The following is a 26,221-nucleotide window of genomic DNA, read 5'->3' as shown; positions in this document are numbered from 1 at the left end:
TTCCTTTCCGTTTTCATTTTGTATTCGGGGGATTGGGGTTCTCCCCAAAGTGCGTTTGGATATCCAAACGCTATGCTTGCAAAACGAGTACCACCAGTTTCTGTAGTACCGGATTAACTCGATTCCGATTTATTTTGATTCTTTTATCTGTACCAGTCCATCAAGTGTCGTACAAATGATATGGAGTCTGTCTGCCATACTGATTTCGGTATTCATTGTTCCTGTCACTTCTTTCCCACATACGACTACCATCCGGCATCTCCGCAAAAGGATATGGGACATTCTTCCATATCCCTGCATATCTTCTGCATCGGATTCTTCCAAAAATGGTGAGAATACAAATCTCGGACAGATTGGTACATACCCAAGTTCATAGATTTTTCTGCAATATTTCTGCACTTTTACCCGACTTTCTTCTGCTGAACAGCACACATAAGCCAGCGCCTGTTCCATACGCTCCATCTCCTTCCTGCATCCAGTTGGATGCCAAGTATTTTCTCTATAAAAAACAAGATGTCCAATTGGACATCCCGGCTACTTTTCATCCTCTTTCTGCTCTGCTTCTAATGCAATTCTCACTCTGTCACTTCCCAGTTTGTAGTAGGCATCTGTTACCTCAATTCCTACTGCACGATAGCCTGTCATAACCGCTGCAAGGACAGTCGTTCCTGCTCCGGCAAACGGGTCCAGGATCAGACCTCCCGGTTCGCAAATCTGGATGACATCTTTCATAAGCTGCAACGGCTTCTCTGTCACATGAATCCGGTTCTGCGGATTTCCATATCGGAAGACTCCCGGCAGACAAGATACCGGACGGTTGATTGGCATCGGTCCATTACTGCCCCACACAATGTATTCAGCCTGCTGGCGGAAACGGCCTTTCTGTGGACGGGAGTTTCCCTTATCCCACACCGCTGTTCCTCGCCAAATCCATCCTGCCCACTGCAATGCATCGGTAATTGATGGATACTGACGCCAGTCAATGAACAGACAGATCGGAGCTCCTTTCTTGCAGGCTTTCCGCACATCGTAAAGCCACTCAGCCATCCAGTGTGTCCATGATCTCTGATCTTTATTGTCCCCATCAAAATCCGGAAGTGCATTTGCAGCACTCATACTGCTGTATTTCTGGTTTGTAGTACGATTTCTTTCATTCTGCTTTGTTCCACCGGACGCATACGGTGGATCGGTAATGACTGCATCAAAGATTCCCGGCTGGAATGCTTTGACCAGTTTTAATGTATCTCCATGTAATATTTTCCAGTTTTCCCCTTCAGCATATTCCTCTGGGTATGTTCCCTCTTTCATAAGTTCTTCCAAACTCAGGCCATTTGTCATAGGCATCATCCTTTCTTTTCTCAGCGTTCCGGCTGATTTTTCTTCTTTGTTTGTCTTTTCTGGTAGGACTGTGGCGGTTTCAGTTTCTCAGGAACAGAAAAAGCACTCCACTTTCCATTTTCATATAAGAACATATCTTTTGTGTGGTTATTAAATATATCCCAAGGGAAAATATCCCCTTTGATATAGATATTTCCTCTTACTTCTCCATACACATGGCTTTCTCCACCGATAACAGGTGCATTTACTCCTACCGTATCAATAAATGCTTTTCCACTGATTACCGCATTTTCCTTTATCTCACCGCCACAGATATAACAGTCTCTCTTCGCAACTGCTCTGTCATAAAAAGTAGTATCTCCGGTAACAACAGCATAACCTCTGACCAGACTGCCATCATAAAGTGCAGCCTCTTCCTTTACCTCACCGTTTTCACAACAGATTGCATCATCATAAATCCAGCAAGTCCCTTCCTGTGACAGATTGTTTTCATTCTCTATAAAACCGCCCAGTGTTCCTTTTGGTACTTTCTCATTCACATCTGACACCGCCTGTATTCGATGGAGCCATGGATATTTCGGATGTTCAATCTCTGTAATCTTATACTTACTCACGTTCTCTCCTTTCACCGTTCCGGCTGCTGTTTCTTCTTTGCCTTCCTATTTTCTTTTGGTGGTGGACTCAACTCAGTTTCCACATATTCGCTGATAATCAAAAGTGCTTTGTAATAGTCCCCACTTTCCAATACCCTTTTACACATTTCTTTTGCTTCTGCTGTCTGTTTATTCTTTTTCAAAAGAGTTGAGGCATCGCCCATAATGGAAAAAATATTCCCATCATGTCCAAGGAACTGTAACTTGGGACGTTGTTTCTCAGGCTTTGTCGGAATCTGCTCTGTTTTCTTTTCATACATTTTCGGCTGTTCCATATCTGGATGCCAAAAATGCACATTCAGCGTTCCACCATCCACCTTTATATCCCTCTGCTCAAATCCTTCACCCCAACCGTCACTGTACTGTCCTGTAATGTATTCGGTGAATTCCTGTAGCTCTTCCTGACTTAAAAATTCATTTAATTCCAGTTTGGTACAGCCGTACAGGATTCCGTCTTTGTTTTCTATCGTAACAACTGCACTTTGTATCTTTCCCTGAATGGACTCACTTCCATCAAAATACTGCATGAGATCATCTTCCCCATAACGTTCCAGTTCTTCTCGGATGACTTCTTCATAATCGGCAAGTTCTGTTCCATCTAACGGCATTCCATATTCATCACTCTCCGACCAATCTTCTTCCCATTCGGATTCTTCTGAATAAAGATTTCCAGTCAGCTCCGTCAACAGATGTACGTGCATCGTTCCTTTTTCTTCCATTCTCTATCACCTTCTTTCCAATGGTCTGTCCCTGCATTTATTTGCCTGCTTTTTTTCTTTCGCAAGGTCTGCATAATCTTCCCCTTCTTTTTCCGGCAGATTGCAGATAATCTGATACGTTCCCTCGTAATGTTTTTTCATCTGTTCTTTCGCCCATCTCCCGGCAAAGTCATTATCGGTGCATATTTCAATTTCTTTGATTTCCGGATGGTTCTTCAGAAACTCTTCCAGTGCGTCCGGCGGCTTTTTAAAACGTTCACTCTGTATCAGTGCGTTTTCTTTCGGAGCAGCGATTCCCCCAAGGGAAAGACGATATTTATCCCTCTTTCCTTCTTCCAGTGTCATGTGTGCCAATGCATCAATACACGCTTCATATACGGCAACTCGCTTTGTTTCTCTTTCAGGTGGAATGCAAAAGCTGTACTTTTTTTCACTCCCGGTCTGCTCCATCTTGAATCCCTTCCCGTTTTTTTCATAGATTCCTCGCAGGAATGCATATCTTGCTTTTCTGGATTCATCTTTCCCAACAAAAACTGCGTTATGGTACGGGACACTTTCATAAAGGATTTCATGTGAAATACAATATGTGATCACTTCATCGCTGATTCCTCTGTGGTTTAAATAAGCCCTGATTCGTCTGCAATTACAATATCTCTCCGGCAGTTTAAATAGTGGTTTTTCCTTTTCGGCAGACTGTGTCGGAATAAAAGACGGACTCTCTTCGCACAGCAGTTTTACAGCATCTGTAAATTTCATTCCATCCACTTCAATCAGGAACCGCAGTGCAGACACTCCCCCGATATCTCTGGATTTCCAATGCCATTTACTCGACAATTCATTGATTTTAAAACTGTCATGGTCCGTCAACTGCCATTCATTTCTGGTTCTTGTCTTTTGCAGTCTCTGTGCCTGATGTGTTCGCAAATACTCATACGCAGTCATATTTTTTGCTGCCTGAATCTCTTCTTCTGTTACCCAAGGCATTACAGAATCGTATCCTGAAGAGCCAGTACCTTATCTGTCCGCTCCCAAGGAAACTCCTTTCTTCCAAAATGACCAAAAACTGCCGTCTGCCGGAAAATCGGACGATTCAATCGAAGGGATTCCATGATCTGAACGGGTGTCACTCCAAACACCAGTGGGATTGCTGCCGCCAGACAATCATCTGCACACACTTTTCCTGTACCAAAGGTATCTACCTCAATCATAACCGGTTCTGCTACTCCGATTGCATAAGCCAGAGACACCTGACACTTGCTTGCAAACTCAGCAGCTACTATATTTTTGGCGATATACCTTGCCATATAAGCCGCCGAACGGTCTACTTTCGAACAGTCCTTTCCCGAAAATGCACCGCCGCCATGCGGAATCATACTGCCATAAGTATCCACCATCAGCTTTCTCCCCGTCAGTCCGGTATCTGCATCAAACCCTCCACACACAAATTTTCCTGACGGATTAATCAGAATCTTCGTATCCTCATCCGGCGGCAGTAATCTGAGTGCTGAGCGAAGCACTTTCTCTCTAATCTCGGCATCTAACTTCTTCAGGCTCTTTTCTGCACCATGCTGGCAGGAAACAACAACACTTTCCAGTCTCACTGGTTTTCCATCTTCATATTCTACGGTTACCTGTGCTTTTCCATCAGAAAAGATATCTTTGATATATCCGCTTCTTCTGCAAGCCGAAAGTTCACGTGTGATCCGGTGTGCCAGAACAGTCGGCATTGGCATAAGCTGCGGAGTCTCATCGCACGCATATCCGACCATAACACCCTGATCTCCAGCTCCCCTGCTTCTGTCTCTTATCTTTGCACCAATATTATCCCGAAATTCTTTCGACACACTCACTGCTTTCGCAATATCTGGACTCTGCTGGTGTACAAACGTATCCATTTCTATCCCATCTGTACAATACCCACACTCTTCTAAAACTTTTCGGATCACATCAAACACTGGTGGTTCATATCCGCTGGTGATTTCTCCTGCTACAAACACATTTCCTCTTGTAGCAAGGACTTCACACGCCACTCTCGAAGATGGATCGTAACGCAGACATTCATCTAAGATTGCATCTGCTATCTGATCGCATACTTTGTCTGGGTGTCCTTCTGTTACTGATTCTGCTGTATAAAAACGTCTCATCATTCTTCTCCTTATATACAGACAGGGCAGAAGCTGCTTTATGCACATCTCCTGCCCTGTCAGATTGGTTTATCCTGTAATTTTTATTTTATTTTTCTTCTGTTTCTTTTTTGTTGTCTGTCATTTTTGACTTCTTTCTGCGGTATACAGTCACTCCTGTAGCTGTTCCAGCAGATGCCAGTGCAAGCAGAACAAACGCCCATATTTTCTGGTTATCACCTGTTTTTGGTGCATTTGTTTTTTCTGTTGTTTTCTCCGGTGTTCTGGCATCTTTCATTTCTACTTTCTGGACTTCCATTGTATCTTTCAATGTAAATGTGACATCTTCCGCAATCTCGTAACCATCCGGTGCTGTGATCTCACGCAGAGTAAGTTCTTCATTGACTGGGAGTTTTTCAACGGAATGTGGTTTTCCATCTGTAATCCACTCTTCCAGAACAGTTCCGTCTTTGCGGATAATCTGAAGCTTTGCCCCTTCCAGTTCTTTTCCGGTTGTAAGGTCTGTTTTTGAAATTTCCACTTTGGAATATTCATCTTTCATCTCAACCTTTGTCACACTGCCATCTTCTTTGACTTCAAACATCACATCGCTGGCAGACACATAGCCATCTTCATAAGGAGCCAGTTCCTCATGTAAGGTATAACTTCCTTCCGGCAGTCCGTAAATGACATGTTCTTCCTTACTGCTTACCCATTCTTCCACAACATTTCCGTCTTTATCAATGACCTGCAGTTTGGCTCCTTCCAGCTCATTTCCGGTAGTTGCATCTGTTTTTGTAATGCGTGTTTCTGTCGGCTGATTCTCAACTTCTTTGTTCAGTTCAATCTTTGCAAGATTCTGATTTTCGTAAGTTGCATCTACATTCCATACTTCCTCATTTGGAAGATATCCAGCTTTTCTGACTTCCTCTTTGACATAGTATTTTCCATGTGGAAGATCACTGTCGAAAGTAAGTGTTCCCTTTGCATCCGTTGCTTTCTTTTCCAGCAAGGTATCTTTCTCTACGAGAACCTCTCCCTGATTAGAAAGAATATCTTCTGCAGCATACAGTCCAAAAATAACACCTTCCAGCTTTTCGCCTGTGACAGAATCTTTCTTTTCTACTGATACGAAAACTTTCTGTCTTTCATTTTTATAGGTAACGCCTTCATAAACAACTGCCTGTGTATCATCCTCTGCTGTCAGGGTAAATTCTTTCTGTTCTGTATTTAGGACAAAATTCTCTCCTGCTACAACTTCTTTCAGATAATACGTTCCCAGTGGCAGATTGTTGATAACTGCTGTTCCATTTTCATCTGTAGTCAGTTTGGCTACCAGATCATCTTTCTCATAACGAACAACTGGATTTCCTTCTTCGTCCTTTGCTCCGTCCGGTGAATAGATGGTATCTTTGGCATATACTTCGAATTCAGCACCTTCTACTCCGGTTTCTTCATATTTAAAGCCTTTATAAATACCTGTTTCTTCTTTACCAGATACGGTATTTCTTACTTTAGAAACCAGTGCTTTTACTTTTGCCAGAACAGAATCTCCGGTTACTTCGGTAAGCTGTTCTCCCTTTTTCGTCAGGAGCAGGCTTCCTACCTGTTCGTCATTTTTCTGTTCTACTTCTACAATCGCAGCTCCTGTATCCGGATCAATCTGATGTGCAGTGTTTGAGGATACTGTAATTACAATACCATTCTGTGGATTTTCTTTATATGTTCCTTTTGTAGTCTGCTCTAATGGTGAAATAATCGTTGTTCCATCATACAGGGACTCTTCGCTTCCCTGTCTTACAAATCCTTCCGGTGCTTTTACTTCTTCGATTCGATAGGTAGCGCACTTCAGTTCCTGCGGTGTGATCAGATATCCTTCCTCATTTGTTTTGAATACACTGATCTTTTCTTTCTTCGGATACTGAACAACCTGTTCCACATATTTCTTATTTGTCACATCGTAAATCTTATAAGAGGCTCCGGCCTTTAAAACCGTATTTCCAGTCTGTGCATCCTTCTTTACGATTTTCAACAAAAATTCAAACGGACGGTCATCAAATACTCTCCACTGCATTGGTTCTCTGCTGTCATTTTCCACATTTACAACAAATGGATCAATGGTTTTCAGATTCTCCGGGGTAGTGCTTTCCACTACAACATAACTTCCATACGGCAGTTCCGGGCTGACTGCATATCCTTTGGTATCAGTGATCAGTTCCGGTACTGGTACGGCGGTTCCATTCTCATAAGTAACTGCAACCTGCTCTTTGCTGAAGTCATAATTCTTGAAATCACTTGCTGTATAGCTTTCTCCATTGGACGGTTTCAGTTTCCCATTTTTCACCTGTGTCAGGTCGCTGATCAGATATACCTTAAATCTTGCTCCTGCAACCAGGTCCGTTTCTGTCTGCTCTCCATCTTCACTGATTTTGATTAACTGGAATGCCTGTTTCTTTACCTGCTCTTTTACCGTAAGGTCTCTTGTCACTTCGGCAACATCCTGACCTTCATAAGTTACTGATACCTCATATTTGGTAGTATCCAGTGTATATCCTTCCGGTGGAGTGATTTCTTTTAGATACATTTCTCCAAGGTATAATTCTGAAAATTCCAGTGTTCCGTCATCTCCGATGACTCCCTGTGCAATCAGGCTGTCCTGTTTATACAGAACTCCTGTTGTGCCATCCGGATGCACGATGTCCTCTTTGGCATAAAGACCATACACCGCACCACGAAGAGCACTGTCCCCCTGCGCTTTAAATGCAAGTGTTTCTTTATCGATCTTTGCGATTTTTACTTTTCCGGTGACTCTCTCATCTGTTGCTGTTACATTCAATGTCTTTCCGGCTGCAACATCTACTTTATATACTTCTGTATTCAGTTTATATCCTGTCGGAGCAGTGATCTCTTTTACATACACAGTTTTCAGTGCAGAATCAAAATAATCGCTGACTGCTTTTCCATCTCTTCCGGTTGCTGACATTGTCATCAGCAGGTTTTCACACTTCTTATCAGTATAAATACCATAAACTGCTCCTGACAGTAGATTCTGTGTATTGACATCTTTCTTCATAAGTTCAATGCGTGTCATATTCAGCCACTGTACACTAAAACTTACCGGAGCTGCTGTTTCACTTTCAAATACACCGATATCCTGCTTGGAATTTCCGGTTGTCAGCACCAGTGTTCTCCATGTCTTTCCGACAGAACCATATAAGTTGCCGGAAGCATAACTGCCTGTCAGTAATAAATCCGCAGACAGATAGAATGTATCTCCACCATAAATCTGGATTTTTCCATTTGTAACACTTGTTCCTTTGGAAAGATTATGTGCTGTCACATTTTCCGGTACACTCAATGTCACATAGTTTCTGTGATCTCCAGACAGTGTGATATTTGGTGTTTTCTGGATGTTTCCATCCCGTACTGCATTCAGCTTTGTGCTTGAAAGGCTCAGTTCACCTTTTGGCGGTTCTTCCTGTCCAAACAGATAATTGATATATGCGATAACCCCTGCATTTACAAGGTCATTATAATTACACCCTGTAAATCCGGCTTCTCCTGCATAAGCGTAGCTGGCTGCAATGTGTGTATACACATACTTTTCATCTTCCGTTTTTCCAGACAGATAACTTCCTGTCAGATCTCCTGCCCCGCCATAACCATAATAAAGGACTTTCTGTAGATTTTTATTGCTGTCCAGTACCTGTGCTACATAACTTCCACTCGGTGGGGATGCTTTCTGGGACTGAAGGCAGTATGCAATTTTCCCATTGACTGTAAACAGGCAAGTAAGATAATTTCCAATATAACTTGGATAATAAATAGTTCTCCCCTTTGTCAATGTAACTGTGGAACCGCTGCTTGTAGCTCTTTCAGCCGCAGACAATACCATCACATTTCCCTCTTCGATGTCCTCTTTCAGTTCTTTGACTGCCTGTGCAGATGCATCTTCTTCGGATGTTTCAATTTCTACATCTGTGTAGTTCTGCACAGGCGAATCCGAATCATCTTCAGATTCTGTATCTGACTTCTGTTTCTCTCCACCATTTTCTTCAGAATGTGCCTGACCTTCTGTATCCGTCAGAGTCACTTTCCGGGTGATGGTATAGCTGTCACTCTTATCTTTTGGAACGACCATATAAGTGGCAATATATGTTCCTGCTTTGTCAGAATGATACTCTCCACCATTCTCATCTTTGATACTTACAAGCGTAACATCTTCTTTTTCTGCATCATAATGGATTCCTTCCATACAGGTTTCCACCGCAAATGTTTCATCCGAAACCGCTTTTGTGATATCATCTGCTGTAACCGATGTATCTTTCTGGCTTGTTACCGCCTGTACTTCCGTCTGCTGTTCCGAGCCTGTCTGTTCGACCGCAAACGCATTTACACTGCTCAAGGTACTGATGCCCATCAGGACAGCCAGTCCAAAAGCAGCTATTCTGGTCTTTAATTTTCTAACCTTCATGTGCTTTTCCTTCCTAATTATAAATAGATTTTTTTAATTAAATACCGCAGAAGATGTTTCCTCTGCGGTACGTTTTATCTTGTATATCGATTTTTTTCTTTTTTCACTTCCTGTCTGGTACGCTTCACCGCTTTCATGACAGAATCTGTTGGAATCTGGTTATCCTTATATCCTTCCAGAATTCCATCCAGATAAAACTTCGATGGTCTTGCCGGAACATCTTTGTGCGGAGCGTTCATCATATATACAAACACCTCTTTCTCCACTCCATCCTGATTTTTTACCTGAATCGATTCTTTCCCATAAAAACTTGGGAATCCTTCATAGAAATCCAGACTCTTCTCACACGCTTCTGTGATTTTCCATAAAACTCCTTCGACACAGCTTCCCTTTTCCGGCAGTACCGTTGCTACTCCGTTACCCGGAGCCTTTCCTCGAAATGCCAGCCGATAATCTTCAAGCCGGACATTTTCCACAACTTCCGCAGCCGGACACCTGTACTTCATCTGCTCCAGATTCATGTTGCTGCCATAAGCGAAGTAATATCTATCTTCCATTTTTTCTCACCTCTATCTGACTCCTTCTGTCCTTTGATTTTTCTTCAAACACTCATACGTGCTTTTATCATATCTCCACGCAAGATCACCATCCAGATTTGCCAGCAAATGTTTTCGGACATTTTTATATTCGTCTCCAATTAACCCAAGTCTCAATAAAAATGTACGAAATGTAAATGCTGGATTTTCTGATATCAGTGTCTTTTTCATCTGTGTCGATCTCTGATTGATCGCCTGTGCGGAAATGGCTAATGCCAGAGTAATATTTGCTCTTACCTTTCCTGCATGAAGTGTGCTTTCAAAACAGCGCCATTCCAAAGTTCCTTTTGAAAACACAGCATGAAGATTCAGAGCATAATAACGGGTATGATCATAATGGGTATGACTTCCATCCCTGCCTCCATACCAGACATTTCTTACTCGGTCCATTGTGATTGATTTATTTGGTATTTTTCGGATTTTCTCCAATACCTCCGGTCGCACCCTCTGACAATAACTATTTGCTCTTCTCTCCTGCACTTTCAGTGCTTTGAACAGAATATCTTCCTTTGCATACATAATTGTCAGTGCATTTTTCAGACTCTGCGGTGTATGATTCGATGCATCTACATGAACATGCTGACCACAGGACTCATTTACAAAACCGCCATGCTGTCGCAGACATCGTACTACTTCCTGTAACTTACCCATTTCATCATAGGATAATTTCGGAGATACCATTTCTGTTGAATATTCTCCACCTGCGTCTACAATTCGACCGTATACTTTTCGTTGTGTATAAATGCTCCCATCAGACATAAATTTCCACTTTTTTCCTTCCAAATCTATCACTGACCAGACTCCATAAGTAGTGCCGTCATAATATGCTTCTGTTCCAAACATTTCAGCAACAACTTCTGCAGCACGTTGTCTGGTAATTCCTGTCATCTCGATTTCTGTGCCAAAGTATTGGTCTTTTATACCGATCATGCCTAATGGATTCCTTTCTCAGACACTTCCTGTGTGTTGAGTTCGGAGTCTGCCTTTTGTAACAATCTGCCAATTGCCTCGATAACATTGACAGTTACTCCGTTTCCAGCCTGTTTATAAAGCTGTGCATCAGAAGTGCTGTCTATGATTTTATTTATTTGCCAATCATAATACCCCTGCAGTCGCAGACATTCCCTTGGAACTAATCTTCTTATTCTTCCGTGATACAAGATGCCATGACGATCGGTTGCAGTAATTGTAAACATCGGTTCTTCTGGTTCTTTCATGCGTCTGCCGTTCTGACGGACATTTTCTTTGGCTGGTGTAAGGACTGCTCTTGCCCCTTCTTCACTTAATACGCCGGAACATTCTCCTTTGTATTTATGGATTCCACATTGTCGGGTATTAAGGCTTCTGCATTCTTCAGTTACCAGTGGTGGCGGAGACAAATCTACAAAATGAAGTGTTCCCTGTTGGATACCTGTAGTCAGGGTGTGTGCTATCTGATGTCCGACTCTTCCTCTCCTGCTGTTGAGATTCGCATAGCCTAAATCGATGCTGTCACCCTCTCTTGCAAGTTTGTAGCCGAGCTTTGTATTTTCTTTAATTGGAACACCCACATCATATAATCCTGTCTTTCCACCCATTCCTCCGGCTTGTGATGTCAGGGTACAGCTTAATCCTTTTGGACTGTAGACTCTTTTTCCCTGACTTCCTGCCCGGATTTGAACAAGAGCTGCTCCATTTGTTTCTGGTTCAGGTAATACTTTTCCGGCACATCGGAAATCAAGATATCCGACAATATACACCCGCTTTCTTGCTTGGGGGACTCCGAAATCCTTGCTGTTAAGCACTTTCCATTCGACATGATACCCCAGTTCAGAAAGCGTACTGAGGATGGTGCAAAACGTCCGGCCTTTGTCATGCGATAACAAACCGGGAACATTTTCAAGGATAAAATACGATGGTCTTTTAGCTTCAAGAATCCGGGCAATTTCAAAAAAGAGAGTTCCTCTTGCGTCAGCAAATCCTTCTCGCTTTCCGGCGATAGAGAATGCCTGGCAAGGAAATCCTGCACAGAGTAAATCAAAATCTGGCATTCGTTCTGGTTCAATTGTTCTTGCATCACTACAATACCACTCCCCTTCTGTGTCAAACAGCAATCGGTAGTTCTTATCCGCATAAGTATCCACCTCGCAATGTCCGACACAGACAAAGTTTCCTGCCCGTCTTAAGCCTTCACGGAATCCCCCGATTCCGCTAAAGAGATCAAAAAATTGAATGGTTGCGGCTATCAACCTCCTTTTTGCTGATAAAAACAGGCGGCATGATTTCTCATACCGCCCTTCGTTATTCTGTATCAATTGGTTACCATTCTGTTGGTTCTTCTGTTTTGGTTTCTTCTTCCAGATCAGTTTCTCTTTCTGGTTCAGTTTCCTCTTCCGGTTCGCTGTCCCCTTCTGGTTCGTTTTCCTCTTTCGGTTCACTCTCCCCTTCTGGTTCGTTTTCCTCTTTCGGTTCGCTCTCTCCATCTGGTTCGCTTTCCTCTTCTGGTTCGCTGTCCCTTTCCGGCTCAGTGCTTTCTTCCGGTTGTGTTTCTTCTGTTCCCAATTCTCCAATTGTCTGTTCGGATTCTTCAGGCTGATCTTTGCTTTGCCATTCGGCCTCTGCCTTTTCCAGTGCTTCTTCTATAATCTGAATTAAGAAGTCTTTCTGTTTCATGTGTTTCTTTCCGATGACTACTTTTAATCTCTGGAATAATTCCTCTGATACCTGTACTGCTACTGTTCTTACTGCTCCCATGCTTATTTCTCCTTTTCCTTCCAGTCTGTTGAAATGTTCTTCAATGACCTGTTGTAAAAATTTTTGTGTGCTGCTTTCTGTGAGTTCAATCTCTTCTCTTACTTTCTCATGTAAGTCCATCGGGATCTTTCCGCAGATATTTTTCATTTCTGCCATAACCTTTCTCCTTTCTCTTTCGCTACACACAACATACTCCAAAGCCGCATGGAAAGCTATTCACAATACCCACCAAAGATAACGATGCATTTTATGCCTTACCCCTAGCAGATCCAACAATGTATGTATCGTGCAATCATAGGCCTCACCCCCTTTACAAATTTTCCATTTGAGATAGAAAATCCATCATCTGATCTGGTATTTCTTCCGATGATGGGTTCGTTGTCGATTGTTCCGTAGTGCCACATATTCCTAATTCTCGAACACTTTCTTTTATCGTCTTTTGAATGACTTCTTCCAGCCATTTTCGATCCTCTTTTTCCAGAATTGCCTGAACCAGATACTGGCTTTTCTGCCCTTCTGGAACACTTTGAAATTTCTCCCATGCCCTTTGGTGTTCTGGTTTTTTCAGATTCGGGCGGAACGAATACACAGGGCGTGTCATCTCGCCCACATCTGCTGTACAATCCGTTCATACCCTGTTGCGTTGGCATGGACGTCCTCTATAAAAACGGGGCGGCAAATCGCGTCCTGTGTGGTCACGTGGCGTTTTAAAATTGCAGAGCCTCCCCCCATAAATACGGTGGGTACTGCCCGGAGATCAAACCCGGATTCTGTCACCGCAGACAGTATTCTTTCTATATATTTCCGTCCGTTTTCCTGTATGATCCGTCTGGCCTCTTCTGCCATACTGCAAGATTCTCCCCGAAGCACACGCTCAATTTGAGTTTCTGTCACAGACAGTCCGGTATTTCTACGCACTTGTTCTGCTGTCTCATCAATACATCGGATTACTCCAAGTTCCAGACTTCTGCACGTTGCTGCATTCGGAACAGCATTGTCCAGCCTCATAAGGTCAACGGTCCAGCCACCAATATCAACAAGCAGAACAGACGGTTCATTCTTCAGATACTCTGGATGCAGAGCAAGCGCAGAGTATCCCTGTGGGAACAGTTTCACATCTTTTATTGTTATCTCATATAACTCACTTTCATATAAAAATCGCACTGGCTGCTCTTTCCGCAACAGATACTCCCTGAATCCCTGTTTCTCTCTTCCAAAACTTGAAAGCGGAAGTCCAACAGCCAGAATTACCTCTGTCTTTCGTTCCGCTTTCCGATGCTTGATTTCTTCTGCAATGGCTGCCAACGTCAGCAGATAATAATTATCATTTGACGTTTTATTTTTTACCAGCGTCTGTCTTCCCGTACCGCAGACATAATACTTTCCTTGATATTGCAGAACATTCTGCATGGTATACGGCTCGTAATCATACCCAATAATTCCACTTGGGAAAGACACTTGTCTTGTTTTAATGGCATAATAGCCATGATCAATTCCTATGATTATCGCAATCACATCCTTTCATTTTTTCTGTTTAACGTAAGGTCAAAAATGTTGTCACTGCTGCAACGGATCGTTGCAAAAGTGCCATTCGTGAACACTTTTCTATGTTCCAGCGTCCCAAAACCTGCGGAAAATCTGGCTTTTTTATACCACTATCGCCAGAGGAACACTACTGTTCCTTCCCAGCCGGTTATAAAAGATCCCTCTCCCGGCGGCGGTCCAGCCTGTCCGGGGGAGGGATATATCGCAAGTTTCCTTTTTGAACAATTGCCTGTCTTTTTATTTTTATGAGATGTTTTTCCTGCTTTTGTAAAATGGGAAGATACTCCGGTTCTGTCAAAAACTTCCGTATATAATTGCCCTTTTTTCCCAGCTTGTTATCATTTTTCAGCAGTTCTATTTCTACCATGTAATGGGTATCTGGATGAAATCTCTTCTCACACAAAATGCTGTCCCCTTTTATATAATCAGATTTAGCCGATTCTCTTGCTGCCGCCAAGAGTTCATAAATACTTACTTCCACCTCTTATCACCTCCCAAAAGACCAGAAAAAAGCAGACCTCTTAATCGAAGTCTGCTCCTGTCGGATATGGTAATCCTCTTTCTTCATATTTTTTATCGATATAATTTCGAATCCATTCCCTGTATTCTTCCGTTAATGCCAGTTCCTGAAATTCTAACAACCACTTTTCCCCTTTTGCTTCGTCATCAAGCCATCGATCTTCTATGCACTCCGGCTCATCTAACATTTTCATCATCGCTTCAAATGGCTCTTTTACATCATCACCAAATTCTTTCCATAAGGCGATTCCATAGTTCTCCAGTTCAAAAAATTCTGTCAGATATGTCAATCGTTCCATATCCCCCAATGTCATTCTTTTTTCACCTGACAATAATGCTCGATCTCTTTTGCCACATAGATTTAAAAATTTTCTCTTTTCCATCTCCACATCCATTATACTTTTACCTCTTCCTGTTAAAAATAATTCCTTATTACGAAACATTATAAAATTTAAATTCTTTAGAATCAATATATATGTTTCTGTATTACGAAACTTTTTATTTTATAAGGGGAGTTCATCATTATGCAAAAGATTAGACCAGATATGGATATTGGTAAAAATATCCAAGCAATTCGATATAAAAACAATATGACTCAAGACCAAGTAGTTGCAAAATTAAATCTTATGGGTATCTCCATCACCAAAAGTACCTATGCCAAACTGGAAACAAATCGCATGAACATTAAGGCATCTGAATTAGTTGCACTTGCAAAACTCTTTCATACCGATATCAATGCTTTCTTTTCCGGCTTGCTATAGTTCGACATTCCCCGACTCCCTGTGTATATAATAGCATATTAAAAATAAGAACCAGTCTATATTCTTATCGGATATAAACCAGTTCTTTTTTCTTATCAAATAATATAAAAGTGACAGGGAATTCAGATTCTTATCTTCTGTCACTCATGTAATTATTATTCTATTTTAAATTTAATGAATTTACCCATTCTTGAATTTCTTTTTCAATGTTATTTTCTATATAAACGTCATACACATTTTTCCACATTATCTGTGTATACTGTTATTTTCAACCCCATAATTATAACTTGGTACACGCTATACACTACTATAAACTGTACTCCATTTTAGGGAATCCCAGAAGGATCTCGTCATAAGAACTCATATCGATCTCTTTTTCCATAATCTCCGGTCTGTATTTCTTATCACTCATTTCCACACTGCTTCGGGATTTTTTATTCATCCAGTCAAGATCTGCCTTTGTATATGGAATCTTCGGCTCAATCTCAAACAAATCCGCTTTTGCTTCCTCTGCGATCATCTGTGCTACTTTTTTTGTTGTTCCGCTTGCACTGAAAAATGCCACTAATTTTTTACTCATAATAAAAAGCCCCTTTCTATACGTATTTTTCACAAAAAATAGATGTATAAGATTTACATTCATCTTACACATCTATTTTAAGCTCTATCGCTTCATTATGTCTAATGCTTATATTGAATTTTGTTTTATGCCTGAAAAGCATTAATCTCCTCGATCATTTTACGGACTGCCAAAGAATATGGGATATTCCGTCGCCAGGCAATCACCGTACTGGTCGTGATTTCAGGAGAAATTCTTCGCTGTACAAGAATATCCTCTCGCCAATACTTTGTTGCAGCACCCTCAATTGAAATTGGATACCCAAGTCCATTTGCCGCCATAATTCCGGCATTCGTTCCGAGATTACTCGTAAAAGCAATCTGTAATTTTGAAAAGTCTTTCCCAAACCAGTTGGCAAGTTCACTTTGAACGTTCATTCTTTCCGGCAGGATCAAGGGCTTTCCAATAAGATCTTCTTTTTTTATAAACTCTTTTTCTGCCAGCGGATCATCCGGCCGCATTCCGACACACCAGTGATCGCAATCTGTGATCCGGATATAATCCAGCCCTTCGGTGTCCACCGGCTCCATGAATAATGCAATATCTACAAGTCCTTTGTTCATCATCTCATACACTGCATCTGCTGTTGCAGTATGCAATACAATCTGAACCAGCGGATATTTTTCTTTATATGTTTTACATATCTTCGCCAATGTCTCCACTGCTGCAAATTCACCGCATCCAATGGTTATCGTGCCCTCTACAACCTCTTCTTTTCCTTTCAGTTCCTCAAGCGTCCTTTCCTCAAGATTAAGAATCTCCAAGGCACGCCTTTTTAATAAAATTCCTTCATCGGTGAGCGATATTTTCTTCCCGTTTCGAATAAATAATGTTATTCCCAGGTCCTCTTCAAATGCCGCCATTTGTCTGGATAGCGTTGGCTGGGTAATATGCAATTGTTCTGCTGCTTTTGTAAAGCTCTGTTCTTTTGCTACTGTTAAAAAATAGCGTAATAATCTTAATTCCATATCTTTATATTCCTACAAATTTTTCTTGTAACCATTCTATCATATTGCATCCCAGACATCATCTATATCTTTACCTTTAAGCATTTATTCACCACCCACACATCATATTATTTTGTTCAATTTCAGCAGGCAATCCTAAAATAATCCAAATACGCTTTATACTTATCTTGTGCGGTCAGGCAAGTATCTGTCAGATAGCTTTTTTCATTATCCCATTCCTTCAATCCACGGTAATAGAACATTTTCAGATTATCCTCAATGATAAACGGAACAATATTGTATTTCAGACACTCCTTAAACATAATCAATCTGCCCACACGCCCATTACCATCCTGGAACGGATGAATCCGCTCAAACTTCACATGGAAGTCCAGAATATCCTCAAAGGTCTTTGCTTCCTTGGCGTTATATTCTGTCAGCAAGGCCTTCATTTTATCGGCAACTTCTTCTGGAAGGGCTGTATTCCTGCCACCGACTTCATTCGGAAGTTTCTTATAATTACCAACAGCATACCAATCTTTTCTAGAATCGCTGGTGCCATTCTTCAAAACCAAATGAAGTTCTTTGATGAACTTCTCCGTCAAAGCTGCTTTTGCATGATCAATAATCATGTCAATGCACCGGAAGTGCTTTGCCGTTTCGATCACATCATCCACATTCAGCACTTCTTTTTCTACGCCAATAGTATTGGTTTCAAAGATATATCTAGTTTGATCGTGTGTCAGGCGACTTCCCTCCATATGGTTAGAGTTATAGGTCAAATCAATCTGTGTCTTATGATAAATCCCACCGGAATATTTACTTGCCTTCTGCTCTTTCAGAATATCCAACAGAGTAATCGGCTCTTCTTTTCTTTTGTTGGTGCGCTCCGGTTTTTCTGCGTTTTCTGGAATGTTCCATGTCTTACCAGTAAGAAATGCACCGTTCACACGCCCTTGAGCACAGTAATTTCTAACACTGCGCTCTGACATATTCCATTTTTTTGCTATATCAGCAACTAAAAGGTATCTCATCTACAATCCTCCATCACAAATCATAACCTATATCCAAAACTACCAATCTGCTAATTAGTATATCGCGTCATCGGCAAAAACGCCATTCTTTTTTCCCATTGCGCTATTTTTTAGCCGATATAACAATTATATCATCTAATAAGTTTCACTTTCATTTTCGCACATGATCATGAGGCTTTTTATGTTCAAATTGTGCAATCATATGTAAGTAAAAGGTGAATGTTCCTTATCAAAATAAAAATGGCGAAGTGCTTATCGTAACACTCCGCCGAAAGCCTAACCATTTTGAGCAAAAAGCGCTTGGTTAGGTCTGCTTTATTATTTTATGCAATTCCACTGCATTTATACACTTAAATGTTCTTTCCAATCCGCAGGAAGATTCATTGCTACGAGACTGACCACACCATTATTATTTTGAATCAGCTTATCGAAAGCATTTACAAATACTGTCCACTCCTCATCAGATAAACGCAGGTACTTCATCGCCAGTAAGATTTGATACAAGCCATTACTTTAATTGTACTGGATATACATTTGTAGTCTTCATCTTCGGTAACGGAAATTCCCCCTCTCGGAATAACCGTACGGGGTAGCAACATTCCTTGCGGTTCCCCCTCGTATTGCCTACCACCAAAGGTGGTCGGGTCTATCAATGGCTGCCCCCAACACAATCTTCTTCCTGTAAAATTACTTTTTCTCCTTCGCCACATGGTTCTTGAAAATCGTTATAATGATGCTCTAGTATCTCATTTGTTATTATGAATGGAGAATTAGCATTCAAAGACTGATTCCTTTTATACAATCTTTTTTGTAAGGTTCCTTTACTAGCCTTCATATAAACAAGTTCTGGTGTACCGCCAGCTTTTTCTATAAGCCTTTTATAATACGCTCTGTTTGCCTTATTCCAAAAGCTGAAATCAAGGACTACATGTTTTCCTTGTTGAATGAGAGACAGGAGTTCCTTCTGGAGTGCCATTTCCACTATTTCTGAAAGTTTCTCATACTGTTCGTTTGGATAATCAATCCCCTTTCTCCCGTAAGTTTTCCACATTTCCTCATCAATGGACAAGCGAACATAGCCTTCTTTTTCTTTCTGCTTTGCATAAGTTGTTTTCCCGGAACCGCATATTCCACACATCATAATAACTTTAATCATAAAAATCTCCTTGTTTTACTAATCAATACAGCCTTCTATTGATACAATACCTTCTACACCAGATTTATTTTGTATCTCTTCAATTGCCATTTCATTATTTAGAATATTTTGTCTATCTAGCCTTGAATTAGTTAAATCTTTCTTCATTCTAAAACCTCCAATTCTCCACTCATCAATTTAGACAGTATACGGTCACGAGCTTGTTCAGATATAAGTATTTCTTTTGATAATGATTGTTTTGGATACTGATACATAAAATAATCCACAAATAAAAAGTCCCACCGGGTTGCGCATAAAAATCAGAGACGTGGTGGGTTCTGTTAACATTATTGTTCAGCATTCAATGTTACTGTCAAGATTTCTTTTGTAAAAAATCGGCAACTTCCCATTGTTCCTTAAAATTATGCCAGCATTCATCAATTCCAAATTTTCAGAACATATCTCTTTCAGTCTCCACATGTCTTGACTACCGGTCCGATCTTCCAAAGGTGTAAATAAGGTGTAAATTTTACGTTTTCATCCAAGAAACCCATTAAAATCAAGGCTTTTTCCCCATCCCTTAATCATGATGTATGCTGTCGTTACTTACGCAAATATGCGTGGGAAAAGAAGCGGATTACCAGACGCAACCCACTTCTCATTATTTTATTTCTATATTGCCGATTCATTTTCTCGTCTGTCAGATTTTCCATCTTTTAAACAATACCAAATCCACTGTTCTCTGTCAAAAAATCCTACTTATTTCCGAACTTCTTCCACCTTGCATTCAAACGGCGCCAATGTCACACCTGCATTTTGCACCTCGAATGCATTGTGGTTCATGGTGATCTTAATCTTTCTGTCTTCGCTCTCTCGGTATACGATCTCAACGCCATCAGTTGAATGCTCAGATATGATTCCCTGTTCGTCTGCCATTTTCTTGAGAAGCTGTTTTAAAATAGTTTCATCCAATCCGCATCCAAGGTAATATACATATCCATCTTTCTGCTTCTTCTTTGTCACTGCTGCGTAGTCCTTGAAGAATACATCATTGTAGCGGAACAGCACTTCTGCATCTGTCACACTGAGCAGGTCACGGAAAATTCCTCCCTCTCCCTGTGTACAACTGAAATCTTCTTCGCCTGCAAGCGGGAATTCCTGTCCTTCCTGAAGACTTTCCGTCTCTGTCACATAGATTCCCGCAAACTCATCAAAGTCAACCGGAAGTACCTTTTTAAACAACAGATTGTTATTTTCATCTTTTACAAAATCACGGAAAGTCAGAACCAGCGTTCCGCCGTTCTCGGTAAATTCTTTCACCTGCTTCTGGAAATCCGGTTTCGCAATGATCATCTGTGGAAGAATCACGATCTTGTAACCAGAAAGAGTACTTCCCGCCGAAATCACATCCACCGGAACATTTGCATCAAAGAATACTTTATGGAACTTCTTCATCTCTGCTTCGCAGTCGAGAAGGAAACTTTGTCTCTGGATACGGAATGCTGCAAGCGAATCATAATCATATACGATTGCAACTTCACTTTTAACCGGTGCGCTCAGTTCTTTTTCGTAATTCCTAATCTCATTAAAGAATCCCTGTACTTCGTGAAACTTTCTACGTTTAACATTATCTGCATCCAAGATTCCATAACAGAACTGCTCTGCCCCTTTTGTTGCACCTCTGTATCGGAAATACATCAGCGATTCGCAACCTCTCGCCATACTCTGATAAGACCAGAGCTTTGCCTGATTCGGGCGTGGAGCAAATCCGGTTACATCATGTCCCTGTGCTCCCATGATCGCTTCTGTGATCCAGAAGTTTTCCCGTTTGAGCCCACGGATATAATCCAGTCCAAATGCAATTTCATTTGCAGGAAGCGGCTCTTTCTGCCCACCCCATACCGGGTAATTGTTATAAGCTACCACATCCAGATTCTTTGCAACTTCTGAATAATCTACGTGCTTTCCAAGTCCTCCGCCCGGGAAGTCATGCATCACAACCGCATCTGGAATGATTTCCTTAAGAAGCGCTGTCTGGAAGTTTGCAAATTTTACAATGCTTTCGCTGCGGAATCTTTCCCAGTCCAGACGAAGTGCCGGATTGTGTGTGGTTATGGTCTTGGATGGAAGTGGGATCTCATCAAATCCGTTGTATTCCTGTGACCAGAATGTGGTTCCGTAAATTTCGTTCAACTTATCAATATTTCCCTCGAATTTCTGCTCAAGGAATCCCTGAAATGCGCAGCGGCATTTCGGACAGTAGCAGATGTCACTGTCTTCATGTCCCAGCTCATTGTCAATCTGCCATGCCACGATCGCATCTTCATTTTTATAATGCTCAGCCTGTGCGCGGATGATCTTCTCTGAGTACTCATACATCACATCGCTGTTAAAGCAATATACATGGCGTCCACCAAAAGTGCGGACGGTTCCGTCTTCAAACTCTGACAGGATATCCGGATGCTTTTTCACAAGCCATGCCGGAATGGTCGCTGTCGGAGTTCCCATGATCACCTTCAGACCTTTTTCTTTTGCCTTTTCAATTACACGGTCAAAAAAGGAAAAATCATAATTTCCTTCTGTTTTTTCCATCAGATGCCATGCGAACTCTGCGATACGGATCACATTGCATCCAAGCTCACAGATATTTTCCAAATCTTCTTCTAAAAAAGCCTCATCCCACTGTTCCGGATAATAATCAACTCCACGCCACATATTACTGTTCCTTTCTCTTACGAAGTTCGTCACGAATCATTTTATAAGTTTCTCCATCCCTCTACTCCTTATTTAGTAAAGTTTTGCTTTCGCTTTTCCATACGTTTTTACGCATTTTCTTTTGTTTTATTGCGTTTATTTTTCGTATCTTGTGAAATGAATATATCAGCGTAAAAATATTTAGTCAATATTTTTACGCAAACTTTTACTTAAAGAAAACTATTTTCATGAAATGTTTACTAAATTGGCTTGTCGTTTTTGTGGAAATTGCCGCATAGAAAATGTAGCCTGACACATTCTCACTTCAAGTGCATTGTGGAGTACCAGCGACATCTCTATCCATTTTATACGCTTCCTCTGTCCACCAAACTGCACGGAACAATAATCTTCTTCGGAAGTGAATTTTTCTTCCACAGAAGTTCCATACACATCACTGTCGACTCCACGCTTTCTCTCATATATACTTCGACCGAAGAAAGCGGCGGATTGGAAAACTCCGAGAAGCTGGTGTTGTTAAATGTAATGACACCTATTTGTCCCGGAAGCAGAATCTCCCTTTCATGCAACGCCTTTACAAGTCCCGGCGCTACCGCATCACTCGATGCAAAAATCGCGTCCGGATACTCCTCCGGCGTGTGGCTGTCCAGATACTCCAGCACTTTCTGGCAGCTGCTTCTCGAATTCATCTCGCAGTCTATGACCAGACTCTCATCAAACCGATTCTGATTATTCAGTGTATTTTTATAATAGTAATAACGTGGGTCCATCGTCAGCTTCTTGTCGTCGCCAAGGGTATCCACACTTCCAAGATATGCAATCCGCTCTTTGCCTTTTGCCTCAAAGCATTGCAGTACTTCACGGATTGCCAGGTGATAATTCGGCACAATACTGTAATACTTCATATCATCCGGTGAAGAATCCAAAAATACGATGTTGTCCGTATATTGATGGAAATCCTGAATCTCCTCCGGACTGAATCTTCCGATTGCAATCAGTCCGTCAATCGGACGGTCATCATTCTTGGTAAATCTTTTCTTCTCATCCCGGTAAAGCATGACAGTCGTCCATTTCTTTTCAAAACATGCTTCATCCAAACGGTTCTTCAGCATAATATAATAGATATCTTCCATCTGCTCCTGCATCTCGAACATCTGCGCAATCCCGATTCTGCGCTCCGGAAGGTTCTGGCTTTCCGTCATCTCTTCTACTGATGCCTTTTTTCCTGTATCTCCCTGACGCTTACTATATCTCTGACTTACCGTCTTATATCCAAGCTCACATGCCACGGTAACTATATTTTCTCTGGTCTCATCTGACACATTTAAGTTCGGATCACCATTCAGAACTCTTGAAACCGTGCTTTGAGAAACCTTTACCTTTTCAGCGATATCTTTTAATGTAGCCACATCATTTACCCCTTTGACTAAAATCTTTACTTAAATAATATCACACTTTCAGGGTTTCCAAAAGATATTTTTACAAACTGCCTGCTACACCGATGTTGCTGTTTGTGATCATATTTTATTATCCTTTTTATCATATTCAATATTTGAATTTCCGACGGATTTCTCTCTTTTTTCTGAGGGACATTCTGAGGGACATTCCGAAGGACATCCTGAGAGACATTGTAATTCAAATTTGGCATCACAACTGTAAACCGGTACCAATCTGATCTAAAAGACGGCTTACACTTATATAGTACTAAATGGGGCTATTGCTCCATAAATTGATATGCTCCCTTCTAAATAAACAAGATTTTATTATTTCTCTTGTCTACTTAGAAGGGAGCATATCAGTTGACTGAAAAGCAACAAGAAAGCGGCTTCTTTTTTGTGAATGTCCATTTTTTATATAATCATATTCCATACCATCAGAAAGAATCTGTCTTTGCTGTATTTTTTTAATTTCATACAGGATATCCTCACTCTTGATAAATCTGCTGTTTTCAGGAAATCTCCTAAATGCATTGCCAAATTCATCCTCTCCATAACTAAACTGGCACTCTGATGAAAATTTTCCGCAATAGTCCACAATTCCAAAAGAATTACTGATCGCATACTCTTTCCCTGTTAGCATGAGTTTATTTGCTATGATATTCAAAATAATAGATTTTCCAGAACCATTATTCCCATATAACACGGTGATTGGTGCAAATATGAACGGATCTATGTCTTTTCGATGAAACACATTATATGGATATATATTAGGATTTTTAATGCTTCTGTCACTTAATTTAAAACTGCTGAGATATATCATTAAAAAATCCCCCTTCATCTATAAACTTATATTTTTCAAATCAGCAAACCATTCTTTTACCCTTCAGCACAAATTTCATCATAATCTTCATACATAATTCGTATTCCACACTCCTCACTTTCTACATGGTAATGTCCCGCATACCACTCTGTAAAATCTAACCTGTCATAAATCTTCTGTAGCCATTTTTCCGTTGTCTTGTCCACTGCTGATTGATCAAGCCCTGGAATAAACGCCCACACTGGTTCCGCTTCAATCGGTACTGTATGCGAGAGTACGATATCCACATTCCACTTGGCTTTATCTAACTGCTGTTCCACATATTCTTTTATCACTTCATCCGGCTGTTCTGATTCAAACCATGGTAATCCGTTTCGTATCCTATAATATTTGTCAACGCTGTATGCACCACCGATTGGCATCACTTTCTTTCCATGAAAATTATATATTTCTCCATCTTTTGCGAACAAAATATTCGGATACTGTTCTTCCACTTTTGCGCTACGATATACAGCGAGCTGTAGACGTAAACTTTCTATAATAAATGAAAAAAACGAATAAACAACATGCATAAATTTTTTATTGAAAATCAGAGAAAATTAATACTTAATCCAAAAATATTCTATTTTATTTTCCTCCTTTGGTGATTATACTAAGGTCAGTCATTAAGAAAGACATGTTTTAAAACAAATTTCACAAAACGGGAGGAAAACAACAATGAAAAAAAGAAAAGTAGTTGCATCAATGATGGCAGTAATACTCGCATTATCATTGGCAGGATGTGGATCTTCAGGATCTTCAGGATCTTCAGACTCATCTGACACTAAGGTAGCGAACAAGGACAAACCACTTTGCTGGTTTAACCGTCAGCCATCTAACAGCTCAACAGGAGAGCTTGACAAAGATGCTCTTAGCTTCAACAAAAATACTTACTATGTAGGTTTCGATGCTAACCAGGGAGCTGAACTTCAGGGACAGATGGTTCTTGATTACATCAAAGCTAACATCGACAAGATCGATAGAAACGGTGACGGAGTTATCGGATATGTTCTTGCAATCGGTGATATCGGACACAACGATTCAATCGCTCGTACACGTGGAGTTCGTAAAGCACTCGGAACAGGTATTGAAGAGAAGAAAGAAATCAACTCTAAACCAGCTGGAACAAACGTAGATGGAAAATCTAAAATTGTTAAAGACGCAACACTTGAAGTTAATGGAAAGAAATACACAGTTCGTGAGCTTGCTTCTCAGGAAATGAAGAATGCAGCAGGAGCTACATGGGATGCCGCTACAGCAGGTAACGCTATCGGAACATGGAAAGCTTCTTTCGGAGATAAGATCGACGTAGTTGTTTCTAACAACGATGGTATGGGAATGTCAATGTTCAACGCATGGGCTAAGAAAAACAAAGTACCTACATTCGGATACGATGCAAACAGTGACGCTGTAGCAGCTATCGCAGAAGGATACGGCGGAACAATTTCTCAGCATGCAGACGTTCAGGCGTACCTGACACTGAGAGTTCTTCGTAACGCTCTTGACGGAGTAGACATTAACACAGGTATCGGAACAAAAGATGATGCTGGTAACTGTCTGAAAGAAGGCGAAGATTACAGATATAGCGAAGAAGAGAGATCTTACTACGCATTAAACATTGCTGTAACAGCTGATAACTATAAAGACTTTACAGATTCAACAGTAGTATACAAAAAAGTTGCTAACCAGCTTGATGCTAAGAAGAGCCCAGAAAAGAAAGTATGGCTTAACATCTACAATGCTTCAGATAACTTCTTAAGCTCAACATATCAGCCGCTTCTTGAGAACTACGATGACCTTCTCAATCTGAAAGTTGACTACATCGGTGGAGATGGACAGACAGAGTCTAACATCACAAACCGTCTTGGAAACCCAGACGAGTATGACGCATTTGCAATTAACATGGTTAAAACAGACAATGCATCTTCATACACAGAACTTCTCAAATAATTAAAGTTCGTAAACTGGTAAATGAATGAAACAATAGAGGGGTGTCAGTGATGATACCTCTCTTT

Annotated in this window: 25 protein-coding genes and 1 pseudogene; 2 read left to right on the top strand and 24 right to left on the bottom strand. The window is 41.0% G+C overall.

Translation table 11 applies throughout. The annotated features are described in order from the left end of the window. Positions 1 to 129: 129 nt before the first annotated feature. From DW125_RS10150 to DW125_RS10080, 15 genes are all read right to left on the bottom strand, one after another. Complete coding sequence (locus DW125_RS10150) at positions 130 to 453, bottom strand: DUF7768 domain-containing protein (RefSeq protein ID WP_015513330.1); 324 nt, start codon at positions 451 to 453, stop codon at positions 130 to 132. Between the two features lie 81 nt (positions 454 to 534). Then, positions 535 to 1,338 carry a DNA-methyltransferase gene (locus DW125_RS10145; RefSeq protein ID WP_227280485.1) on the bottom strand — a complete coding sequence of 268 codons (804 nt, stop codon included), beginning with the start codon at positions 1,336 to 1,338 and terminating at the stop codon, positions 535 to 537. Between the two features lie 20 nt (positions 1,339 to 1,358). Beyond that, the gene (locus tag DW125_RS10140) at positions 1,359 to 1,952 is read right to left on the bottom strand and encodes a hypothetical protein (RefSeq protein WP_110102472.1); all 594 of its coding nucleotides are present in this window, start codon (positions 1,950 to 1,952) and stop codon (positions 1,359 to 1,361) included. An 11-nt stretch (positions 1,953 to 1,963) separates the two neighbouring features. Beyond that, entirely contained in the window at positions 1,964 to 2,710 is a 747-nt protein-coding gene (locus tag DW125_RS10135; protein WP_110102382.1) for a hypothetical protein, read from the bottom strand. A gap of 6 nt (positions 2,711 to 2,716) precedes the next feature. Then, positions 2,717 to 3,694: a DUF3991 and TOPRIM domain-containing protein gene (locus DW125_RS10130; protein ID WP_110102380.1), complete on the bottom strand. Its 978-nt coding sequence runs from the start codon at positions 3,692 to 3,694 to the stop codon at positions 2,717 to 2,719. Continuing rightward, the gene (gene metK, locus DW125_RS10125) at positions 3,694 to 4,854 is read right to left on the bottom strand and encodes a methionine adenosyltransferase (RefSeq protein WP_164979694.1); all 1,161 of its coding nucleotides are present in this window, start codon (positions 4,852 to 4,854) and stop codon (positions 3,694 to 3,696) included. The genes DW125_RS10130 and metK overlap by 1 nt, the downstream gene beginning before the upstream one ends. A gap of 88 nt (positions 4,855 to 4,942) precedes the next feature. Beyond that, entirely contained in the window at positions 4,943 to 9,307 is a 4,365-nt protein-coding gene (locus DW125_RS10120; protein WP_110102377.1) for a SpaA isopeptide-forming pilin-related protein, read from the bottom strand. A gap of 74 nt (positions 9,308 to 9,381) precedes the next feature. After that, positions 9,382 to 9,864, bottom strand: coding sequence for a gamma-glutamylcyclotransferase family protein (locus DW125_RS10115; RefSeq protein WP_015513326.1), 483 nt, complete (start codon positions 9,862 to 9,864; stop codon positions 9,382 to 9,384). Between the two features lie 12 nt (positions 9,865 to 9,876). Continuing rightward, on the bottom strand, positions 9,877 to 10,833 hold the full coding sequence (locus tag DW125_RS10110) for an amidoligase family protein (protein WP_006426990.1): 957 nt from the start codon (positions 10,831 to 10,833) through the stop codon (positions 9,877 to 9,879). A 2-nt stretch (positions 10,834 to 10,835) separates the two neighbouring features. Then, the gene (gene dcm / locus DW125_RS10105; RefSeq protein ID WP_110102375.1) at positions 10,836 to 12,131 is read right to left on the bottom strand and encodes a DNA (cytosine-5-)-methyltransferase; all 1,296 of its coding nucleotides are present in this window, start codon (positions 12,129 to 12,131) and stop codon (positions 10,836 to 10,838) included. 70 nt (positions 12,132 to 12,201) lie between these two features. Further along, positions 12,202 to 12,792, bottom strand: coding sequence for a hypothetical protein (locus tag DW125_RS10100; protein WP_015513324.1), 591 nt, complete (start codon positions 12,790 to 12,792; stop codon positions 12,202 to 12,204). A 154-nt stretch (positions 12,793 to 12,946) separates the two neighbouring features. After that, the gene (locus tag DW125_RS10095) at positions 12,947 to 13,237 is read right to left on the bottom strand and encodes a plasmid segregation centromere-binding protein ParR (RefSeq protein ID WP_110102373.1); all 291 of its coding nucleotides are present in this window, start codon (positions 13,235 to 13,237) and stop codon (positions 12,947 to 12,949) included. After that, positions 13,234 to 14,142 carry a ParM/StbA family protein gene (locus DW125_RS10090; protein ID WP_158526417.1) on the bottom strand — a complete coding sequence of 303 codons (909 nt, stop codon included), beginning with the start codon at positions 14,140 to 14,142 and terminating at the stop codon, positions 13,234 to 13,236. The genes DW125_RS10095 and DW125_RS10090 overlap by 4 nt, the downstream gene beginning before the upstream one ends. Positions 14,143 to 14,329: 187 nt before the next feature. Further along, positions 14,330 to 14,662, bottom strand: a complete 333-nt coding sequence (locus DW125_RS10085; protein ID WP_005341391.1) for a DUF5720 family protein — start codon at positions 14,660 to 14,662, stop codon at positions 14,330 to 14,332. Positions 14,663 to 14,702: 40 nt separating this feature from the next. Next, positions 14,703 to 15,014, bottom strand: a complete 312-nt coding sequence (locus tag DW125_RS10080; RefSeq protein ID WP_215727210.1) for a hypothetical protein — start codon at positions 15,012 to 15,014, stop codon at positions 14,703 to 14,705. A 210-nt stretch (positions 15,015 to 15,224) separates the two neighbouring features. On the opposite strand from DW125_RS10080, the gene DW125_RS10075 reads away from it, so the two are divergent. Next, positions 15,225 to 15,461: a helix-turn-helix domain-containing protein gene (locus DW125_RS10075; protein ID WP_005341369.1), complete on the top strand. Its 237-nt coding sequence runs from the start codon at positions 15,225 to 15,227 to the stop codon at positions 15,459 to 15,461. 328 nt (positions 15,462 to 15,789) lie between these two features. Here DW125_RS10075 and DW125_RS10070 read toward each other — a convergent pair. The 9 genes and pseudogenes from DW125_RS10070 to DW125_RS10030 all read right to left on the bottom strand — a co-directional run. Then, positions 15,790 to 16,041, bottom strand: a pseudogene (locus DW125_RS10070) (flavodoxin); the annotation flags it as partial. Between the two features lie 125 nt (positions 16,042 to 16,166). Then, positions 16,167 to 17,048, bottom strand: a complete 882-nt coding sequence (locus DW125_RS10065) for a LysR family transcriptional regulator (RefSeq protein ID WP_117538055.1) — start codon at positions 17,046 to 17,048, stop codon at positions 16,167 to 16,169. 122 nt (positions 17,049 to 17,170) lie between these two features. Then, positions 17,171 to 18,061, bottom strand: a complete 891-nt coding sequence (locus DW125_RS10060; protein WP_117538054.1) for a Fic family protein — start codon at positions 18,059 to 18,061, stop codon at positions 17,171 to 17,173. Between the two features lie 649 nt (positions 18,062 to 18,710). Continuing rightward, on the bottom strand, positions 18,711 to 19,217 hold the full coding sequence (locus tag DW125_RS10050) for an AAA family ATPase (RefSeq protein ID WP_117538053.1): 507 nt from the start codon (positions 19,215 to 19,217) through the stop codon (positions 18,711 to 18,713). A gap of 18 nt (positions 19,218 to 19,235) precedes the next feature. Beyond that, positions 19,236 to 19,364 carry a hypothetical protein gene (locus DW125_RS14360; RefSeq protein WP_264291361.1) on the bottom strand — a complete coding sequence of 43 codons (129 nt, stop codon included), beginning with the start codon at positions 19,362 to 19,364 and terminating at the stop codon, positions 19,236 to 19,238. A 591-nt stretch (positions 19,365 to 19,955) separates the two neighbouring features. Then, entirely contained in the window at positions 19,956 to 21,911 is a 1,956-nt protein-coding gene (locus DW125_RS10045; RefSeq protein WP_117538052.1) for a beta-galactosidase, read from the bottom strand. A 344-nt stretch (positions 21,912 to 22,255) separates the two neighbouring features. Further along, positions 22,256 to 23,317: a LacI family DNA-binding transcriptional regulator gene (locus DW125_RS10040; protein WP_117538051.1), complete on the bottom strand. Its 1,062-nt coding sequence runs from the start codon at positions 23,315 to 23,317 to the stop codon at positions 22,256 to 22,258. Between the two features lie 367 nt (positions 23,318 to 23,684). After that, positions 23,685 to 24,167, bottom strand: a complete 483-nt coding sequence (locus tag DW125_RS10035; RefSeq protein ID WP_117538050.1) for an ATP-binding protein — start codon at positions 24,165 to 24,167, stop codon at positions 23,685 to 23,687. Between the two features lie 56 nt (positions 24,168 to 24,223). Then, the gene (locus DW125_RS10030) at positions 24,224 to 24,661 is read right to left on the bottom strand and encodes a hypothetical protein (protein ID WP_118520331.1); all 438 of its coding nucleotides are present in this window, start codon (positions 24,659 to 24,661) and stop codon (positions 24,224 to 24,226) included. Between the two features lie 223 nt (positions 24,662 to 24,884). Between DW125_RS10030 and DW125_RS10025 the strand changes: the two genes are divergently transcribed. Beyond that, on the top strand, positions 24,885 to 26,156 hold the full coding sequence (locus DW125_RS10025; protein ID WP_117538048.1) for a substrate-binding domain-containing protein: 1,272 nt from the start codon (positions 24,885 to 24,887) through the stop codon (positions 26,154 to 26,156). The last annotated feature ends 65 nt before the right edge of the window (positions 26,157 to 26,221 follow it).

This window comes from Dorea sp. AM10-31, from assembly GCF_003435815.1.
Classification (GTDB): domain Bacteria; phylum Bacillota; class Clostridia; order Lachnospirales; family Lachnospiraceae; genus Dorea_D; species Dorea_D hominis.
This window is presented reverse-complemented; position numbering and strand designations above follow the sequence as displayed.

What these genes read in the sequence shown, in the direction of transcription:
- DW125_RS10150 (WP_015513330.1), bottom strand. Translation starts at nt 453, where the DNA reads ATGGAACAGGCGCTGGCTTATGTGTGCTGTTCAGCAGAAGAAAGTCGG.
- DW125_RS10145 (WP_227280485.1), bottom strand. Translation starts at nt 1,338, where the DNA reads ATGACAAATGGCCTGAGTTTGGAAGAACTTATGAAAGAGGGAACATAC.
- DW125_RS10135 (WP_110102382.1), bottom strand. Translation starts at nt 2,710, where the DNA reads ATGGAAGAAAAAGGAACGATGCACGTACATCTGTTGACGGAGCTGACT.
- DW125_RS10130 (WP_110102380.1), bottom strand. Translation starts at nt 3,694, where the DNA reads ATGCCTTGGGTAACAGAAGAAGAGATTCAGGCAGCAAAAAATATGACT.
- metK (WP_164979694.1), bottom strand. Translation starts at nt 4,854, where the DNA reads ATGAGACGTTTTTATACAGCAGAATCAGTAACAGAAGGACACCCAGAC.
- DW125_RS10120 (WP_110102377.1), bottom strand. Translation starts at nt 9,307, where the DNA reads ATGAAGGTTAGAAAATTAAAGACCAGAATAGCTGCTTTTGGACTGGCT.
- DW125_RS10115 (WP_015513326.1), bottom strand. Translation starts at nt 9,864, where the DNA reads ATGGAAGATAGATATTACTTCGCTTATGGCAGCAACATGAATCTGGAG.
- DW125_RS10110 (WP_006426990.1), bottom strand. Translation starts at nt 10,833, where the DNA reads ATGATCGGTATAAAAGACCAATACTTTGGCACAGAAATCGAGATGACA.
- DW125_RS10100 (WP_015513324.1), bottom strand. Translation starts at nt 12,792, where the DNA reads ATGGCAGAAATGAAAAATATCTGCGGAAAGATCCCGATGGACTTACAT.
- DW125_RS10095 (WP_110102373.1), bottom strand. Translation starts at nt 13,237, where the DNA reads ATGACACGCCCTGTGTATTCGTTCCGCCCGAATCTGAAAAAACCAGAA.
- DW125_RS10080 (WP_215727210.1), bottom strand. Translation starts at nt 15,014, where the DNA reads ATGACATTGGGGGATATGGAACGATTGACATATCTGACAGAATTTTTT.
- DW125_RS10075 (WP_005341369.1), top strand. Translation starts at nt 15,225, where the DNA reads ATGCAAAAGATTAGACCAGATATGGATATTGGTAAAAATATCCAAGCA.
- DW125_RS10065 (WP_117538055.1), bottom strand. Translation starts at nt 17,048, where the DNA reads ATGGAATTAAGATTATTACGCTATTTTTTAACAGTAGCAAAAGAACAG.
- DW125_RS10060 (WP_117538054.1), bottom strand. Translation starts at nt 18,061, where the DNA reads ATGAGATACCTTTTAGTTGCTGATATAGCAAAAAAATGGAATATGTCA.
- DW125_RS10050 (WP_117538053.1), bottom strand. Translation starts at nt 19,217, where the DNA reads ATGATTAAAGTTATTATGATGTGTGGAATATGCGGTTCCGGGAAAACA.
- DW125_RS14360 (WP_264291361.1), bottom strand. Translation starts at nt 19,364, where the DNA reads ATGAAGAAAGATTTAACTAATTCAAGGCTAGATAGACAAAATATTCTA.
- DW125_RS10045 (WP_117538052.1), bottom strand. Translation starts at nt 21,911, where the DNA reads ATGTGGCGTGGAGTTGATTATTATCCGGAACAGTGGGATGAGGCTTTT.
- DW125_RS10035 (WP_117538050.1), bottom strand. Translation starts at nt 24,167, where the DNA reads ATGATATATCTCAGCAGTTTTAAATTAAGTGACAGAAGCATTAAAAAT.
- DW125_RS10025 (WP_117538048.1), top strand. Translation starts at nt 24,885, where the DNA reads ATGAAAAAAAGAAAAGTAGTTGCATCAATGATGGCAGTAATACTCGCA.